17 protein-coding genes and 1 pseudogene are annotated in these 17,881 nt (G+C 55.3%); 9 read left to right on the top strand and 9 right to left on the bottom strand.

Annotation, left to right across the window (positions count from 1 at the left end; genetic code table 11):
* Positions 1-5: 5 nt before the first annotated feature.
* From IAE50_RS13130 to IAE50_RS13120, 3 genes are all read right to left on the bottom strand, one after another.
* Positions 6-896 (bottom strand): oxidoreductase, encoded by an 891-nt coding sequence (locus IAE50_RS13130; RefSeq protein WP_200134675.1) that lies wholly within the window; start codon positions 894-896, stop codon positions 6-8.
* A gap of 123 nt (positions 897-1,019) precedes the next feature.
* A complete protein-coding gene (locus IAE50_RS13125) occupies positions 1,020-4,118 on the bottom strand; it encodes a multidrug efflux RND transporter permease subunit (protein ID WP_200580441.1) in 3,099 nt (1,032 codons plus the stop codon).
* Positions 4,119-4,267: 149 nt separating this feature from the next.
* Complete coding sequence (locus IAE50_RS13120) at positions 4,268-4,657, bottom strand: transporter (RefSeq protein WP_232045295.1); 390 nt, start codon at positions 4,655-4,657, stop codon at positions 4,268-4,270.
* 321 nt (positions 4,658-4,978) lie between these two features.
* On the opposite strand from IAE50_RS13120, the gene IAE50_RS13115 reads away from it, so the two are divergent.
* Both IAE50_RS13115 and IAE50_RS13110 read left to right on the top strand, forming a co-directional pair.
* Positions 4,979-5,683 carry a response regulator gene (locus tag IAE50_RS13115; RefSeq protein WP_200134677.1) on the top strand — a complete coding sequence of 235 codons (705 nt, stop codon included), beginning with the start codon at positions 4,979-4,981 and terminating at the stop codon, positions 5,681-5,683.
* The gene (locus IAE50_RS13110; RefSeq protein ID WP_200580440.1) at positions 5,680-6,753 is read left to right on the top strand and encodes an ATP-binding protein; all 1,074 of its coding nucleotides are present in this window, start codon (positions 5,680-5,682) and stop codon (positions 6,751-6,753) included. Before IAE50_RS13115 ends, IAE50_RS13110 begins: the two co-directional genes overlap by 4 nt.
* Here IAE50_RS13110 and IAE50_RS13105 read toward each other — a convergent pair.
* Positions 6,750-7,649, bottom strand: a complete 900-nt coding sequence (locus IAE50_RS13105) for an ATP-grasp fold amidoligase family protein (RefSeq protein WP_200134679.1) — start codon at positions 7,647-7,649, stop codon at positions 6,750-6,752. The two genes, IAE50_RS13110 and IAE50_RS13105, sit on opposite strands and share 4 nt — an antisense overlap.
* Positions 7,650-7,729: 80 nt before the next feature.
* Positions 7,730-7,918, bottom strand: a complete 189-nt coding sequence (locus IAE50_RS13100) for a hypothetical protein (RefSeq protein WP_094421517.1) — start codon at positions 7,916-7,918, stop codon at positions 7,730-7,732.
* 33 nt (positions 7,919-7,951) lie between these two features.
* Between IAE50_RS13100 and IAE50_RS13095 the strand changes: the two genes are divergently transcribed.
* The 3 genes and pseudogenes from IAE50_RS13095 (at position 7,952) to IAE50_RS13085 (ending at position 9,404) form a co-directional block, all read left to right on the top strand.
* Complete coding sequence (locus tag IAE50_RS13095; protein WP_094421519.1) at positions 7,952-8,383, top strand: GNAT family N-acetyltransferase; 432 nt, start codon at positions 7,952-7,954, stop codon at positions 8,381-8,383.
* Positions 8,370-8,792 (top strand): annotated as a pseudogene (locus IAE50_RS13090) (GNAT family N-acetyltransferase); the annotation flags it as partial. The gene IAE50_RS13095 and the pseudogene IAE50_RS13090, both read left to right, overlap by 14 nt.
* 63 nt (positions 8,793-8,855) lie before the next feature.
* Entirely contained in the window at positions 8,856-9,404 is a 549-nt protein-coding gene (locus IAE50_RS13085; RefSeq protein ID WP_200134727.1) for a GNAT family N-acetyltransferase, read from the top strand.
* 32 nt (positions 9,405-9,436) lie between these two features.
* Here the strand turns inward: IAE50_RS13085 and IAE50_RS13080 are convergent, their stop codons facing one another.
* Positions 9,437-10,039 (bottom strand): hypothetical protein, encoded by a 603-nt coding sequence (locus tag IAE50_RS13080; protein WP_094421521.1) that lies wholly within the window; start codon positions 10,037-10,039, stop codon positions 9,437-9,439.
* 373 nt (positions 10,040-10,412) lie between these two features.
* Here IAE50_RS13080 and IAE50_RS13075 point away from each other — a divergent pair, with 373 nt between their 5' ends.
* On the top strand, positions 10,413-11,696 hold the full coding sequence (locus tag IAE50_RS13075) for an MFS transporter (protein WP_200134680.1): 1,284 nt from the start codon (positions 10,413-10,415) through the stop codon (positions 11,694-11,696).
* A 12-nt stretch (positions 11,697-11,708) separates the two neighbouring features.
* Positions 11,709-12,503, top strand: coding sequence for an extracellular solute-binding protein (locus IAE50_RS13070; RefSeq protein ID WP_200134681.1), 795 nt, complete (start codon positions 11,709-11,711; stop codon positions 12,501-12,503).
* On the opposite strand, the gene IAE50_RS13065 is transcribed toward IAE50_RS13070, so the two are convergent.
* The 3 genes from IAE50_RS13065 to IAE50_RS13055 form a co-directional block, all read right to left on the bottom strand.
* Positions 12,454-13,377 (bottom strand): LysR family transcriptional regulator, encoded by a 924-nt coding sequence (locus IAE50_RS13065; RefSeq protein ID WP_023481259.1) that lies wholly within the window; start codon positions 13,375-13,377, stop codon positions 12,454-12,456. The genes IAE50_RS13070 and IAE50_RS13065 overlap by 50 nt on opposite strands.
* Before the next feature lie 83 nt (positions 13,378-13,460).
* A complete protein-coding gene (locus tag IAE50_RS13060; protein WP_094421527.1) occupies positions 13,461-13,826 on the bottom strand; it encodes a DUF1304 domain-containing protein in 366 nt (121 codons plus the stop codon).
* Between the two features lie 150 nt (positions 13,827-13,976).
* A complete protein-coding gene (locus tag IAE50_RS13055; protein ID WP_094421529.1) occupies positions 13,977-15,056 on the bottom strand; it encodes a mechanosensitive ion channel family protein in 1,080 nt (359 codons plus the stop codon).
* A gap of 346 nt (positions 15,057-15,402) precedes the next feature.
* On the opposite strand from IAE50_RS13055, the gene IAE50_RS13050 reads away from it, so the two are divergent.
* Positions 15,403-15,969 carry a DUF4142 domain-containing protein gene (locus IAE50_RS13050; RefSeq protein ID WP_200134682.1) on the top strand — a complete coding sequence of 189 codons (567 nt, stop codon included), beginning with the start codon at positions 15,403-15,405 and terminating at the stop codon, positions 15,967-15,969.
* A gap of 240 nt (positions 15,970-16,209) precedes the next feature.
* On the top strand, positions 16,210-17,514 hold the full coding sequence (locus IAE50_RS13045) for a methyl-accepting chemotaxis protein (protein WP_370569025.1): 1,305 nt from the start codon (positions 16,210-16,212) through the stop codon (positions 17,512-17,514).
* The last annotated feature ends 367 nt before the right edge of the window (positions 17,515-17,881 follow it).

Here is a 17,881-nt window from a genome sequence, read left to right as displayed (position 1 = left end):
CGCGCTCAGCCTGGTCCTTCGCTGGCGGCCGCCAGCAGCGGCACCAGCACATCGCTGATCGGCACCGCAATGCCGTGCGCGTGGCCGAGCCGCTGGATCACGCCGTTGCGGATATTCCACTCCAGCGGGCGGTTCGCCTGGCGGTCAGCCAGAATAGAGGTGCCCAGATCGGCAGGCGCGCGCTGGAAGTTGCCAACAATCTCCTGCGGCACGTCATCTTTCAGCACCGCCCCTTCGGCGCGCGCAACGGCCAGGCACTCACGCAAATAGGCCAGCGCTAAATCGGTAATATCGTCGCGGGAAAACATACCGGCACGGCGATTGGCCAGCACCATCAGCCCGGCCGCCGCATTCTGCAACAGCTTGCGCCAGGCGATAGAGAGAAAATCCGCAGAGAGATCGACCGCGCAGCGCGTGCCGCTTAATGCTTCGACCACCCGCTGTGCCTGCGGCACATCCGGCAGAGTCAGACGCGGTTTCGCCCGCAGCCAGACGGAGGCATCCGGCTCGCGCTGCGCCGGAAACCAGACCACGGAAGGGAGCACCGTCGCGCCATTGACCAGCGGCGCGAGCTGCGCTTTCTGCTCCACGCCGTTTTGCAGCGCGCACACCACCGTCTTTTCATCGCACAGTGCGGCGAGCCAGCCCGCACTTTCGGCAACCTGGGTGGTTTTCACCGCCACAAACAGTAAATCGACCGGCTGCTGGATCGCCGTTGGCTCGGTGAGAACCGGGCCGGGGACGACGATCTCGCCCTCATCGTGGCGCAGCGTTAACTGCGAATGTGCAGTGCGCCCGCATAGCAGCGGCGCGCGGTCAACTTCATGCAGCGCGGCGGCAATGGTGGTGCCAATCGCGCCCGGGCCAATCAGCGCAATCGTAAGATTTTCAGACATCAAACGTTCTCCTGCTGTGATTATCGGTTATCAGTGCCCATCAGGCGAGATTGACGCATAAGCCTGTTTTCGCCTGCATAACACCATAAGCCCGTTGCGGAATGAAAGACAGCCGATTTCATCTCACGCCTCTTTTGCCCGTCGCGTAGCCCACTCGCAAAGCCGCATGATGACAACAAAAAAGACCGGCACAAAAAATAGCGACAGCACGGTGGCGCTGATCATGCCGCCAAACACCCCGGTGCCAATCGCATGCTGCGTACTGGCGCTGGCGCCGCTGGCAATCATCAACGGCACCACGCCGAGCGTAAAGGCGAGCGAAGTCATCAAAATGGGGCGTAGCCGCTGCCGCGATGCCATCAGCGTCGCCTCGAGGGTGCTTTTGCCCTGCAAACGCAGCTGGCGGGCAAACTCAATAATCAGAATGGCGTTTTTCGCCGACAGGCCAATCAGCGTGATAAGCCCGACTTTGAAAAAGACATCATTGCTCATACCGGCGACGATCACCGCGATAAGCGCACCGATAAGCCCCAGCGGCACCACCAGCATCACCGCAAAGGGGATCGACCAGCTCTCATACAGCGCGGCAAGCACCAGAAACACCACCAGCACCGATAGCGCAATCAATCCCGGCAACTGCGCGGCGGAGGCTTTCTCCTGTAGCGAACTGCCCGCCCACTCGCCGCCAAACCCCTCTGGCAGTTCGCGCGCCAGCTGCTCCATCGTCGCCATCCCGGTGCCGCTCGAGTGCCCCGGCGCGGCGCTGCCGGTAATGCGTATTGCCGGGTAGCCCTGATAGCGGTTGAGCTGCTGCGGCGACTGGGTCCACGTCGCGCTAACCACGCTTGAGAGTAAAACCATCTCCCCGCTTCTGTTTTTCAGCGGGATGTTGAGCAGCGTCTCCGGCTGCATCCGGTATGCGGCATCGGCCTGCACAATCACCTGCTGTAAGCGACCATTCTGCGTGTAGTCATTAACGTAATTCGAGCCGGAGGCGACGGAGATCGCCTGGTTAATCTCCTCAAACGAGACGCCCATCGCCTCGGCTTTCTCACGGTCGATAGTCAGCGAGATAGAGGTGCCCTGCGGCAAACCGTCGATATAGACATCAGAGAGCGCACCGCTTTCATTCGCTTTCTCCACCAGCGTATCCGCCGCCTGTTTCAGCGCGTTATATCCCTTTCCTGCCCGATCCTGAATATAAAAGGTAAACCCGGATGAGGTGCCCATATCGGAGATGGCAGGCGGCAGCAGGCTCATGGTCGTCGCGCCCGGCACGGACTCCATCTTTTGCTGAATAAGATCGGCTTCACTCTGCGCCGTCGCACCGTGGCGCTCCTGCCACCCTTTCAGGGTGGTAAAGGCCATCGCCGAGTTCTGCCCGGAGCCTGAAAAGCCAAAGCCGAGGATCATCAGGTTGCTGTCGATGGCCGGGCGATCGACCAGCGCCTGCTCAAACTGCTCCACTACTTCCGTGGTGCGCTGCATGGTGGCGTCCGAGGGAAGCTGAATGGAGGACATAAAGTAGCCCTGATCCTCCTCGGGTAAAAAGGAGGATGGCAGCGCCACCAGACCGGCAAACAGCGCGATGCAGAGCGCGGCGTAGATCAGCAGCATGCGGCCGCTGCGCCTCAATACCCATAAAAGCCCCGATTCATAACGCGCTGACAGCCCGTTAAAGGCGCGATTAAAGCGGGCGGAGAATCCGCGTGCAGCGCCCGTGTGCGGCTTCAGCACCGTTGCGCAGAGCGCGGGCGTCAGGGTAAGCGCCAGGAAGGCGGAAAAGAGGATCGACACCGCCATCGCAATGGCGAATTGCCGGTAGATCAGGCCAACAGAGCCGCTGGCGAAGCCCATCGGGATAAACACTGCGGTCAGTACCAGCGTGATACCGATAATCGCCGGGGTGATTTCGTGCATCGCCTGCCGGGTGGCGTCGGCGGGCGTCATCCCCTGCTCCTCCATCAGGCGCTCGACGTTCTCAACCACCACAATCGCGTCATCGACGATAATGCCAATCGCCAGCACCATGCCAAACATAGTGAGGATATTGATGGAGTAACCGCTTAGCAGCATCACGGTAAAGGTACCAAGCAGCGCAATAGGCGCGACAATCGCCGGGATCAGCGTACAGCGCACTTTATGCAGGAAGAGCAGCATCACCAGGAACACCAGCACCATCGCTTCGATAAAGGTCTGCACCACTTTGTAGATGGAGAGTTTAACGAAGGGCGCGGTATCAAAAGGCACCGTGAAGACCACTCCTTCCGGCAGCACACTTTTCAGCTCTGCCAGACGCTGATGCACCGCCGCTGCGGTATTAATGGCATTCGCCCCGGTGGAGAGCTGGATCGCCGCAGCCGTTGCCGGCACGCCATTCTCGCGAATACCAAAGGCGTAGCTCTGTAAACCGCTCTCAACGCGTGCGATATCCGCCAGCCGCAAACGCGCGCCGGTGGTGTTCGACTTCAGCGTGATATTGCGAAACTCCTCAATGGAGGAGAGCTGGCCTTTGACGGTCAGCGGATAGGTCACGCGCTGCCCCGCCAGCGCAGGCTCATCCCCCACACGTCCCGGTGAGACCAGCACGTTTTGCTGCGCAATCGCCGTGGTGACATCGCTGACCGAGAGCTGATAGCTGTGCATCTTGAGCGGATCGAGCCAGATACGCATCGCCTTCTCGCCGCCAAAGAGCTGCACCTTGCCGACGCCGGGAAGACGGCGCAGCTCATCGGTCACATTGCGGGCAAAGTAGTCGCTGAGATCCGCCTCCTGGTACTTACCGTTCGTCGATTTCAGCCCGACCATCATCAAAAAACCAGTCTCTGCCGCATCGACGCTGATCCCGTTTTGCCGCACCACCTGCGGCAGCCGTGGCTCGACAATTTTGATCTGGTTTTGCAGATCGATCTGCGCAAGCTTTACATCGGTACCCGGTTTGAAGGTGACGGTAATCGACGCCGTGCCGCTGGTATCGCTGGTGGCCTCAAAATAGAGGATGTTATCTACGCCGGAGATCTCGCGCTCAATCAGCGAAATAACCGAAGTGTTCATCATCTCCGGCGTCGCACCGGGAAAGGTGACGGAAATAATCACCCCCGGCGGAGCCACCGCCGGATATTGTGATACGGGCAGCTTTGGAATGGCGAGCAGCCCGCCGAGGATAATAAATAACGCAATAACCCAGGCAAAAACGGGGCGTGCAATAAAAAAGTGCGGCATGGTTTTATTTTGTCATGTTGTCCAGAGGATCAGGCGCGGGCATGATTATGACTCGCCATTTTTTGCGCCTGGTTAATCAATAATCGTAAGGTTTATCTGTTTAGCCTTAATGCATGGTTGATGGAGCCTGTGTGGAGAGCGGGATAAGATCAGAATCGCCGGACGAGTAAAAACAGCGGCGTCACACCAAAAAAGGCGGTCAGAAAGCACTCATAGTAGAAAGTGAGATCGTAAATCGTCGGTACGCGATAGCGTAAAACGTTAAAAATAACGATCAGGCTAATAAAGAGTGAGGCAATAATCAGAAAGATAAGCGTTAATTCCTGTAATACGCCACTTTTCTGCTGCACTACCAATAAAAACGTACAGGCGCAGAGGTTGATATAGAGCAACGGCGAGGCGAGCAGCGTTAGCGCGACTTTCTCACCAATATGGTGTATTAACAGCAGCCATATATAGAGCAGGCCCCAGCAGACCAGCAGAAAAACAGCCAGCGAGGGAAAATTCTCAGCCCTGGGTTTTATATCCAGTTTCATCATTGCTTCATTCCTGATGAATAAACACGGCCCGGCAGCCGTGATATTTACTCTGCACGTAAGGCAGCACACACCGGCTGTTTGCACCGATGGCAAAACAGTGAGCGACTATTGTTATTCCGCTGCGTGTACATTTTTTAACGTGAATGTGGAGTCTGTGTGGAAGCCGTAATGAGGGGTTAAGAAAGAGCGCATTACGGCATGCAACTTTTGCCGTCGGGTCTGGTCTGACTGTGGCAAATTGCTGGCAGGACACCACCGTGTTTCATTCAGAAAGAACTAAATTAATACGCACTGACATCGTCAACGGTAGCGGGAGAGAAGATGGACAATAAGCACCTTATTCTGGTTGCTGAAGATGATGATGAAATCGCCGATATTCTGCAAAGCTATATCCATCGCGCCGGTATGCGTACGCTGCGCGCGGCCGACGGCGAGCAGGCGATTAGCCTTTGTTATCTGCATAAACCCGATTTGGTTTTACTTGATATTCAGCTGCCCATCCATGATGGCTGGAGCGTTCTGAGCGCGGTGCGCAAAGAGAGCACGGTGCCGGTCATCATGGTCACCGCACTGGATCAGGACATCGATAAACTGATGGGGCTGCGGCTTGGCGCGGATGATTACGTGGTGAAGCCCTTCAACCCGTCGGAAGTGGTGGCGCGCATCGAAGCCGTGCTGCGCCGTACCAAAGCGGGCGGCGTGCCGCCTTGCGATAAACCGATTCGCACCCAGCATGTGACGGTCTATCCCGAGGAGTTTTATGTCGAGGTGCATGTTGATGGTCAAACGGTCACCCCGCTGCTGACCACCACCGAATTTAAGCTGCTGGCGCACCTGGCGAAAAACCCGCGCAAAGTCTGCTCCCGCGAAGAGCTGCTCAATGCCTGCCTGCCGGAGGGCGATACGCTGGATCGCACGGTCGACAGCCATATGAGTAAGCTGCGCAAAAAGCTGGAGCAGTGCGGCCTGAAGGGGATGCCGGAGAGCATTCGCGGCATGGGCTACCGTCTGGGGCAGATGAAATGAGCCGCCAGCAGACATTAGATCGGCAGATCCTGTGGTTTATGATCTCCCTGACGCTGATCGTGATTGCCATCGCTATCATTGGCTCTTATCTCTTTTATGCCTTTCTGATCGACTACATCCCTGGCGGTGCGGAGATCGGCAATGAGGAGCAGATGACGATTGTCGACTGGGCGTGGATCCTGATGGTCACCCTAGTGTCGCTCGCCATCTCGCTCTTTTTCGCCGTCAGGCTGTCATCAAAAATCCTGCGCCCGTTAACCTCTGTCGCCACCAGCCTGCGGCGGATTGCCGAGGGCGATCTCGGTGCGCGCGCCGCCTGTTCCAGTTCGCACCTTGGCGAGGTCAATAACCTCGTTAATGACTTCAATACCATGGCGGAAAAACTGCAAACCCTCGAGGCGCAGCGGAAATCGTGGAATGCGGCGATTGCCCACGAGTTGCGCACGCCGGTGACGATCCTGCGCGGCAGGCTGCAAGGGCTGGTCGATGGCGTATTCGACGCCGATCCAGCGCTTTTTGCCAACCTGCTTAAGCAGACCGAAGGGTTAACCAACCTGATTGAGGATATGCGGGTAGTAAGTTCTTCCGGCGCGGCGCAATTTTCATTAACCCTTGAGGAGGTCGATTTACAGTCGACGTTGCAGAGCGCGATTGACGCCTTCTCGCTGGAGTTCGCGCGCCATCACGTCAACGTGATCGCGGAGCTGCGCCCGCAGGCCTGCGTATGCGATCCGCTTCGCATTATTCAGTGCCTGACGGTGCTGTTCGATAACGCCATCAAATATGCCACCTCGAAAACCCTGGTGATCAAAAATGGCGTTACCGATAAAGAGGTGTACGTGCTGGTGCAGGATCATGGCCCCGGCATTCCTGAAGGGCTGCATAAATTCCTGTTTCAGCCTTTTCAGCGCGGAGCCGACGCGCGCGAGGCGCACCCGGAGGGCTGCGGGCTGGGCTTATCCGTGGTGAAAGCGATCATGCTTGCCCACGGCGGCGATGTAACCTACACCCTGACGGCCAACCGCCATTCGCTGTTCAGGCTGAGCTGGCCGTTATGCCCAACGCGCTAAGTTAAGTTGAGGTGCCACATCTCACCCAGCCGGGCATCCCACTCGGCCGGGACGATCTTCAGTTTTCCCCGGCGCGGGCTGAGGGTGATTTCACTAAAATAGATCACCTCCTCCGCCGGCATCAGATCGATGCGGCAGTAATCGATCCCTTTGGCTAACCGTTCCGACGCGCCGATCGCTCGCGGCAATAAGTCAGGTTCGGGGATCGCACCAGGCGTATTGGGATACTCCATCTGGTAGGGCTGCAACTGCCATGCGCGGTTATAGACGTTGATATAACCATTCCCCTCTTCATCGGTAAAATCTGCCTCAATCACCTCGGCGACACCGTGGAAACAGTGGAGGCGCAGCATCTCTGGCGTCTGGTTTTGATTGCCGCGGGTAAAGACGTCGATATATTTCTCGCACAGAATAACGGGCGCAATATCTTTGTACTGCCACTCGCGGGTCGAGTAATACATATTCTTTTTCAGGGCCAGCGACAGCTTATTAATGGCTGCACCAACGTTAAGCTTATCCTTATCAAGACAGACCACCGCGCTGCCGCTGTCGTGATTACACTTCAGCACAAAGCGCTCTGGCAGGCTGTTGAAGTCAATATCCTCGACTCGTCGGTAAACGCCTAATAGCGGCACGACGTGTAATTGATCTGTGCGGGCATGAACGTAGTCACGCACCGCCAGCTTATCCGCCAGCAGGGTGTAGAGCGGGTTTCGGTCATACAGCATGCGGTGGCAGATCTTTTCGCTGAGCGTCACCGGGTGGCGCAAATCATGTTCGCGTCCGGAAATTCTTTTTAGCCTGCTGGCATGAAAATGGCTGTCCGCCACGGCGCAGGCAGTCATTTTTTTCGCTAAATAAGAGATGTATCTACGGAAATAGTCGAGTTTGTTCATTGCCCCCTCCTGAGAACAATGAAGATTGTGAACAGCTTTTATTGCGCGATATTGCGCGAATTATGGAGAGAAAATGGAGGTCAATAAACGACCTGTCTTGCCGTTTTAAATAATTCAGCCCTTCTCTTTTTTCCGGTAATAAACTCTCTATCGCTAAACGCACAAAGCGGGCTACCAGAATTGGCGGCGCGGGGTGTTTGAAGGGAGAGGGAAAGTTCTTTACTCTCGAAGAGCAGACACATATCCATCCCATTGATGATAAAAATCATCTCCAGATAACTAAAAAATGATAAGGGAAAACCATGACCATTGAGATCGCCACCCAGGTGACGGAGCAGGACAAAGAGGAGCTGCTGAGCGGCTTACGGCGCTATAACCAGCAGTTTATTGATGCTTCAGGTTGGGGTCAGGTCGGTGTCTACAGCCGAAACGACGCGGGGGTAATGACCGGCGGATTAATCGGTACGCAAAAAGGGTTATGGCTGTGCATCGATTTTTTATGGGTCAGCGAAGAAGCGCGAGGTGCCAGGCTTGGCAGCACGCTTATCCGCACGGCAGAAGAGCAAGCTCAGCGTATGGGCTGCCAACACGCGCAGGTGGATACCGTCAGTTTTCAGGCGCTGCCCTTTTACCTTAAACAGGGTTACGAACTGAAATTCAGCCTGCCGGACTATCCCGAAGAGGGGATGCAGCGCCACTACCTGATCAAGTTAAACCTGAATGATCCGCGCTGAGGCCAAAATGGATATTGCCTTGCAGGAACTGGATGAGTCGCATATCGCGCCCTGCGCGCAACTTTACTGTCGCACCTACCAGCAAGCGCCGTGGAATGAGAGCTGGCCGTCACCGCAGCCGATTGTCGAGTTTATTCAGGCGCATTTGGGCAATAACTATTTCCGCGGCTATATCGCCAAATACGGCGATGAGGTAATCGCGGTGAGCATCGGCTTTAAAAAACCGTGGCCCGGCGGCATGGAGTATTACATTGATGAGTTCTTTATCGATCCGGAGTATCAAAGAAAGGGAATCGGAACCCAGCTGATGAGTTTTATCGAGGCGCGCTGCCTTGATGAAGGGCTGAATGCGATAATCCTCAACACGCAAAAAGGGTATGCTTCAGATGATTTCTACATGCGTAATGGCTTTAAAGAGCATCAGGGCTTAATTGTTCTCTCTAAATCGTTAGCCAATCACCAGGAGGCTGCCTTGCCCCTTTATACCTCACGCTTACTCCTGCGCCCCGTTGCGCAGGACGATCTCGGCGATCTGTTCGCGATTTATGGCGATCCGGCGACCAACACCTTCAACCCGGCGGGGCCCTATCCCGATATTGCATACACGAAAACAGTGCTGGATCGCTGGCTGGCGCACTGGGAAGAGCACGGGTTTGGCAGTTGGGCGATTGCGCTGCGCGATGCGCCTGAAAAGATCATCGGTTTTGGTGGCCTGAGCCTGCGCAGCTTTGCCGATATCCCGATGAATAATTTGGGTTACCGCTTTGCCACCAGCGCCTGGGGCAAGGGGCTGGCGAGTGAGTTATCGCAGCTCGCGGTGAAATATGGCTTTGAGACGCTGAACATGGGGGAGATTTGTGGCGTGGTGCGTGCTAACCATCTGGCGTCGCGAAAGGTACTGGAAAAAGCGGGACTGAAGTTTGTCCGCGAAATTGCGGATATTGAGAATGCGCCGCCGAGCCTGCTCTACGCCCTGAGCAGGGATGAGTGGCAGAAAGGCGCCTCCCATCCCTTAGCCTGAAACGCGAGGTGGATCTGCCACCTCGCCCCTCATCAGAAGCCCGGCGTGCGGGTCTGTTTGCTGTCCATAAATTTGATACGCGCCTCTCTCCAGACAGGATCGTCCAGTTCAAGAGAGGTGTTAGAGAGTTTCAGCACGGCTTGTTGCGTAGTGGAAGAGCACGCCATCCCGGCCTGTTTGCCAGGCTCTTTGCACCATACCATCGGCGTCGAATAAGGAGCATTTGATGCCGGGCCATACTTCTCGACCGCCGCTTTTTCCATCGCCTCTTTGTTGGCAGTCGACCACGGCAGCTCGTAAGTGATCATTGACGCCGCCAGCGGATGTTTCGCATCCACCGGAACGCGGCCTTCGAAATAGACCTGCAGTTTCACACCCTCTTTTTCATACCCGACAAATTTCGGCTGCTTATTACCGGTGACCGGGTTGTCTTGCGGGTATTTATCCACCTCCAGCGCAGAGGCGGGCACGTTAAAGTGGGTGGTAATAGCCTTGACGACCTCATCGTAATCCATGCCGGTTTTCACCCCGGCAACGTCAAATTTTGTCACATCAACGGCACGCAGCTCTTCCGCCTGAACCACAGAGGCACCCATCAACGATACGAAAACAATCGCGCTTAAACGCTTAAACATCCTGAACTCCTGTTCCTGAAAAAGTAAGCCATTGAGCGCTTTACATTACGTCCAATGTCGATGGGCATTAAGATAGCAGCGCGTGATGAGATGGCAACCGCACCGCCCTACCAGGGTTGATAGGTTTTTCTGCAATAGTGCGTTTATGCGCCTCGTCACAGATTAGAGAGGTCATTTTTTGCCCTGGCAAACAGAGCAACTGAAGCCTGGAATCATGTTAATAGCATGTTGCAATTGATTTAGGGTAAATGTTAACGCCGATTAATGCGCGTCACGCATCAGACGATGAGTTTAATGCGCTTATTCAGCTACTTTTCCTGATCCACTCTTCAGAGAGGCGCGTTACAAGCGTCCCTGTATAACTGGAGATGACATGCAAACATTGACCCCTATGGCACGAACCAGCGCGATACTGCGCGTTACCTCAGGCAACTTTCTCGAGCAGTTTGACTTCTTTCTCTTCGGCTTTTATGCCACCTATATTGCGCATAACTTCTTCCCGGCCAGCAGCGAGTTCGCCTCGCTGATGATGACCTTCGCGGTCTTTGGCGCGGGCTTTTTAATGCGCCCTATTGGTGCCATTGTGCTTGGGGCCTACATCGATAAAGTGGGCCGCCGCAAAGGGCTTATCGTCACGCTGTCGATCATGGCGGCAGGCACCTTTCTGATCGTGCTGATCCCCTCTTACCAGACCATCGGTATCTGGGCGCCGCTGCTGGTGCTGAGCGGGCGCTTACTGCAAGGTTTCTCCGCCGGGGCCGAGCTGGGCGGGGTCTCCGTTTACCTGGCTGAGATCGCCACGCCGGGCCGCAAAGGGTTTTACACCAGCTGGCAGTCCGGTAGCCAGCAGGTCGCCATTATGGTCGCCGCCGCGATGGGCTTCGCCCTTAACGCAGTGCTGGAAGAGTCGGCAATCCGTGAATGGGGCTGGCGGTTGCCGTTCCTGTTTGGCTGCCTGATTGTGCCGTTCATCTTTATCCTGCGCCGCAAGCTGGAAGAGACCCAGGAGTTTAACGCTCGCCATAAAAAGCTGGCGATGCGCGAGGTCTTTACCACCCTGCTGGCGAACTGGCCGGTGGTGATCGCCGGTATGTTAATGGTGGCGATGACTACAACCGCCTTTTACCTCATCACCGTTTACGCGCCGACCTTCGGCAAAAAAGTGCTGATGCTCAGCGCTTCAGATAGCCTGCTGGTGACGCTGCTGGTTGCGATCTCTAACTTTATCTGGCTGCCGATTGGCGGGGCGTTATCCGATCGCTTTGGCCGCAAAGCGGTGCTGGTGACCATGACACTGCTGGCGCTGTTCACCTCCTACCCGGCCCTCAGCCTGCTGGCGCAGAACCCCACTTTTACCATGATGCTGACGGTGCTGCTGTGGCTGTCGTTTATCTATGGCCTCTATAACGGCGCGATGATCCCGGCACTCACAGAGATTATGCCCACCGAAGTGCGTGTCGCCGGTTTCTCGCTGGCCTACAGCCTGGCAACCGCGGTATTTGGCGGCTTTACGCCGGTGATCTCCACCGCGCTGATTGAGTACTCTGGCGATAAAGCCTCCCCCGGCTACTGGATGAGTTTTGCAGCCATCTGTGCCCTGCTCGCCACGCTCTATATGTACCGCCGCAGCAGTTTAACCCTGCAAACCGCACGTTAAGGAGTGACGATAATGAAGACTATGTTGCGTTCCCTGTTCGCCACGCTGCTGCTCTGCACGCTGAGCCTGGGCGCCACGGCGAAAGAGATCACGGTAATGATTTCCGGCGGCTTTAAACCGGCGTTGCAGAAGCTGATCCCACAATTTGAAGCGAAAACCGGCGATACCATTGTGGTGGTCGCCGGGCCGTCGATGGGCAAAACGCCGCAGGCGATCCCCGCGCGGCTGGCGCGTGGCGAAGCGGCGGATGTGGTGATTATGGTCGGCGACGCGCTGACAACACTCTCAAAAGAGGGATGGATTGCGCCCGGCTCCCGCGTCGAGCTGGCGGACTCACCGATTGGGATGGTGGTGAAAGAGGGTGACGCGGTTCCCGCGATCAAAACGAACGAGGAGCTGCGCGCGACGTTGCTGAAAGCCAAATCGATTGCCTATTCGGACAGCGCCAGCGGCGTCTACGTCAGCAGCCAGTTATTCAAAAAACTCGGTATCGACGAGGCGGTGGCGCAGAAGGCGCACAAAGTGGAGCGCATTCCGGTCGCTGGCGAGGTGGCAAAAGGCCATTACGCCGTCGGCTTCCAGCAGGTGAGCGAACTGCTGCCAGAGCATGGCGTGACATTTGTGGGCGAACTGCCGGCCGATCTTCAGTACATCACCCGTTTTGCCGGGGCGGTGACGGCGAAAGCGCAACATGCGCAGGAGGGCAAAGCGCTGCTGGCGTTCCTCTCCGCCCCCGAGGCGCAATCGACCATCCACCTTACCGGGATGCACTCCGTTGCGGCGGCACCGCGTGATACTGCTCGGTGATCAGCTTCTCCAGTTCGGCGGCGATATAGGACTGCACGCGCCCGCTGCGGCGGATCAGCCCCAGCGTGCGTTTGACTACCGGGTCGGTCAGCGGCAGATGCGTCAGCACCGAATGGGCTGACGCGGGCATCGACATCGCCGGTATCGCCGCAATGCCCACCCCCGCTTCCACCATGCCAATCATGGTGGTGACATGGCGGGTTTCACAGATGCTCGGGCGCTCAGGCGTGATGTGCCCCAGCATCTGGTCAATCAAATTGCGGTTGCCAGAGGTTTTATCCAGCCCGATATAGTCATACTGATAAAACTCGCGCCAGGTGAGGCTCTTCTTGCTGGCAATCGGGTGATCGTGGCGGCAGGCCGCGACATAGGTGTCCACCACCAGCGGGCGAAACTCGATATCTGCCAGCAGGCTACCGGCAAAGCAGATGCCGAAGTCGGCCTGGCCGCTGGCAACGGTGTCGATCACGTTGCCCGCGCTGCTATCAATCAACTTCACGCGCACCCGGGGAAAGCGCGCTTTGAAAGTGCGGATCACATCAGGCATGAAGTAGCACGCGGCAGAAGGCACGGCGGCGACCGTCACCACACCGACGCGATCCTGGCTCACTTTATCGATATCCGCTAACACTGCTTCCACATTCATCAACAGCTGTTCAGAACGCTCGGCGAAGGTCTGCCCGTAGAGGGTCAGCGCAACCCGGCGCGTGGTTCTGTCGAACAGCTTAATGCCCAGCGCGTTCTCAAGCTTCTCTATGCGGCGGCTCAATGCTGACTGCGACAGGCAGATTGACTCGGCGGCAAGGCGAAAATTGCCATATTCCACCAGGGCGCGGAAAGCATAGAGATCGTTGAGATCGAAATTCACGGGCATGATGAGAGGCGATCCTTCTCGGGCGGTTAACAGAGGGATAAGAGCATAACCGCCCGACAGACAAGATCAAATATTTAACAACGTTACAACACCGGGCTGCGCGTTATCAACAACACCATTAGCGCAATCAGCGCCGGAAGCGCCTGAACATAGAGGATTTTCCGGCTGGCGGTGATCGCGCCAAAAATCCCCGCTATCAGCACGCAGACGAGGAAGAAAACCTTAACCTGAAAGCCGCTATCGCCAAGCCATAACCCCCACAGCAAACCGGCGGCTAAAAAGCCGTTATAGAGCCCCTGGTTGGCGGCCATCACACGGCTGTCGCGGGCAAAGTCGGGGCTGAGGTTAAACGCCTTGCGACCTGTCTCTGTATTCCAGAGAAACATTTCGAGCACAAGAATGTAGAGGTGAATAACGGCGACAAGCGCAATCAGGATATTTGCTGGCATAGCAAGCCTCAAAAATTAATGTGCGGGTTAAGAAACAGCTTAACCCATTTTTTGTTAATTTTGCGGCTGGCACAAGAGAGGCAGGTATTAATAAAGCGAAGCGCGGACGTGCAGCCAGATTATTGCCACTGCACGTTGCGCCCGGTAAGACTATAACTCGTTTTCGGCAGCCGCAGGCGCGGTCAGCGTTGCCCTTACCTGCGGCAGGCCGTGTGGATAGTTTTGCTGAATGAACTCAATCATTTTTTCACGCACGTAACAGCGTAAATCAAAGGCCGTTGGCGAGTTCTGTGCCGTCATCAACATCCTGATGGTCATGGTTTTTTCCGTGGTATCGGTCACCTGCAGCACCTGCGTTTCCTGATCCCAGAGCTTGGTTTCACTGAGCACTTTTTCAAAATGCTGGCGCAGCGGCTCTAAAGGCATCGAGTAATCAACGTAGAGAAAAACCGAGCCTAAAATTTGCGCATTATTACGCGTCCAGTTCTGGAACGGATTTTCGGTGAAGTAGGTGATCGGCAGCACCAGCCGACGCAGATCCCACAGACGCACCACCACATAGGTCAGGTTGATCTCCTCAATCCAGCCCCACTCTTTTTCCACCACCACCGCATCATCAATTTTAATAGGCTGCGTAAAGGCAATCTGAATACCGGCAAAGAGATTGACCAGCGATTTTTGCAAAGCAAAACCGATGATAATACCGGCAACCCCGGCACCGGCAAGAATCGTGGTACCGAATTTTCGCACGCCCGGAAAGCTGAGCAAAATCAGTGAAAGGCAGAGCGTCACGAGGATAACGATAGCGACTTTCTTCACGTACATTATCTGCGTGCGAATTTTGCGCGCACGAAGATTGTTCGAAATATTAATGTCATAGCGGATGAAAAGCATATCCTGAGCAACGTTAATTAAGCGGATCAGGACCGAGCAGAATGACAAAATAATAAATATATTAATTGTTGTGGTAATAAACCCCATCGATTCTGGCTGGATGTGGACATAATTCACACCGACGCGGATTAACAGCAGCGGAATGAAAAGAAACATCGAACCGCGCAGGTGTTTCTCAAGTGATTTAAAAAGCTTTCTGTCGCGACTCTGCCAGTAACGGATAAATTGCAGCAGGATAAATCTCGCGAGAAAACCGATCGCGAGTGAGAGCGTGACGAGCAATACCGCAGGCACCCATGCCGGAGCGCCAGATAACTCACCAAATAAAAAAGGCATGCTTTCCCCTTATTTTCTGCCAACAACCCTGCGTTGCCAGTACGGTTAAACGGATCGGTAACCCTTCCCTTGCAGATAACCCGCAGATTGCCTGATTCCCGCGCCTTATTATATGAAAAATATGAAAACAGCCTTATCCGTTGATAACAATATCAGGCAATTCTGATAACGATTTTCAGGGATGAAGCGCCCTCAAGTTAGCCCGATATATTAAGAACTCTAACGTATTAAGCTTGTAAAAAATGCGTATCCACTATACTGACCACTGCAGTTGTCATTTACCTACGAGGCTGCTGACGATTACAGAATTCATAAAACCTGTACCCATGACCATCAGGAGAACAACATGCAAAAGAGTAAAACTTTAAAAGGACTGCTGGCCGTATCGGCCGCCGTCGCGATGTTCACCACGGTTGGCGTGCAAGCCCAGACTCCGGCGAGCGCCGCGCAGAGTAGCGCGACCGCAACCAGCACCAAACTCAGCTCCGGCGATGAAAAAGCGTTAAAAGATATGGCGCAGGCCAATATCAATGAGGTCGCCGCCGCGAAAATCGCGCTGGAAAAAGCCAAAAGCAGCGAAGTGAAAGCCTATGCGCAGAAGATGGTCGATGACCATGGCGCAGCGTTGACCAAAGTTCAGGACGTCGCTAAGCAAAAAGGCGTTGAACTGCCGACCGAGCCGGATGCTAAGCACAAAACGATGGCTGCCAAGCTCGAAAAGGAGAGCGGCGACAAGTTTGACAAGCTCTATATGGAAAATGCCGGCACCAAAGATCACAAAATGGTGCTCGATAAACTGCAGAGCGACGCTAAAGAGATCAAAGATCCAGACGTTAAAACGCTGGCCGATGCCCATACCCCGGTGGTTGAGCAGCACCTGAAGTCTGCCGAGCAGATGTCTGCAAGTAAGTAACAAAGCGTAAAAAAGTACACGAGCCTGCAAGCAGAATGACGCAGACTTAACGTGTTACAGACCGGGGCCGCGCCGCTGCCAGACGCCGTGGCGCGGCCCTTCAGGTCATCTATCCCGCTTCGCTCACGGTTAACCATTGATTAAATAATATCCTGCAACTATCGCACTGATACATAATGCTGCTGGTGAGTTTGCCGATAACCAGATCAATTCTTACTCGATCCGGTAAATCTGATGCGTATGCCTTTCCTTAAACACCTTTTTTCCCTGAGCCGCCTGCGTTCATCCGCGTCTTATAACGCACTTTGCCAGAATAAACCTGTCATTGAATTCAGTCCGGAAGGGATCATCCATAGCGCCAGCCCGCAGTTTCTCTCCGCGATGGGGTATCGCGCGGATGAGATCATCGGCCAGCACCACCGCATTTTCTGCCCGCCGTCGCTGGTGAACTCAGCGGAGTACGCGCAGTTCTGGCAACGCCTTTCGCGCGGCGAAAGCTTTAGCGGCAAATATCTGCGCCTCGCTAAGGGCAATCGCCCTGTCTGGCTTGAGGCCAGCTATATCCCCGTCACCAACCGTCACGGCGCGGTGACCCGAGTGATAAAAATTGCGGCCGATATTTCTGAGCGCATCCATGTTGCGCTTGAGAAGGAGGCGATCGTTAACGCCATCGGTCGCTCAATGGCCATCATCGCCTTCAGCCCGGAAGGGATCGTGCTGGAAGCGAATGACAACTTCCTGAGCACCACCGGTTATAAACGAGAAGAGGTTATCGGTAAGCACCATCGTCTCTTCTGCTCGGAGACGCTGCATAAAAGCGACGAATACCGCCAGTTCTGGGAGAGGCTGAATCAGGGCGAGTTCTTTTCCGGTCAGTTTCCACGCCTGAACCGCCGGGGCGAGCCTTTATGGCTGCGGGCAACCTATAACCCTGTGTTTAACAGCGACGGGCAGCTCTATAAGATTGTGAAATTCGCCACCGATGTCACGGCAGATGTGCTGCGCAACCAGCGGGAGCAGGAGGCGGCTGTCCACGCATGGGATATGGCGGTGCAAACTCGTGGCAGCGCGCAGAATGGCGCGACGGTTATCGAAAACAGCATCCGCATGATTGACACCATTGCCCAGAGAATGAGCACGGTCTCCAGCGATGTCTCGCGGCTCAACGATCAATCTGACAGCATCGACGGGATGGTTGAGACCATTCGCAGCTTTGCCATGCAGACAAGATTGATTGCACTGAACGCCGCGATTGAAGCTGCGCGAGCGGGCGCGTCCGGGCGAAGTTTTGCCGTGGTTGCCGCAGAAGTGCGGACGCTTGCAGCGAGCGTCAGTAGCGCGACGGAAGAGATTGAGCGGGTTGTGGCCAGCAATAATCAGCTGGCTAAAGAGGTGCTGAGCGGCATTGAGAACAACCTGATGAGCACCCGCGAAGGTGTGACGCTGATGCGTGAAGCGGGCGAGGTAATTGCCAGCATCCAGAAAAATGCAGCCGGGGTTGAGGCCGCGGTGAAAGATGTCGCCCTTTCCGTCAAAGCTGACTGACTTCAACAAACAGAAATGCGCCACGCCGTAACCTAAATTTCCCGTCCAGACCAGGAGAGGGCAGAGCACCCAGCGCGCTGCCCTCTCCCCTCTTTCCCGGCTTTTAACCACCGTACGCACCTATTAGTATGCAAGGAACAATCAATTAAAGCCGGCGGTTAATAGCGATTATGCCTATTAAACAAGCCGTTACGCCTGAGCTTAGCCGCCCCGCTTCACGTCGACTGTTTCATCACGAAATTATTTACCTCTCTCCCCCTATCTTTCCGTAAAAATCCTGCCACAATTCACTCAATAAAATCGCGCGTAATTAGTTAATGCGCTACTTATATAACGTAACGACAACACACTTTGCCACCGCTACCAA

The sequence above is a fragment of the Kosakonia sp. S42 genome, from assembly GCF_016624785.1.
Taxonomy (GTDB): Bacteria; Pseudomonadota; Gammaproteobacteria; order Enterobacterales; family Enterobacteriaceae; genus Kosakonia; species Kosakonia cowanii.
The sequence above is the reverse complement of the archived record's forward strand: the minus strand, read 5'-3'. Positions and strand labels throughout refer to the sequence as shown.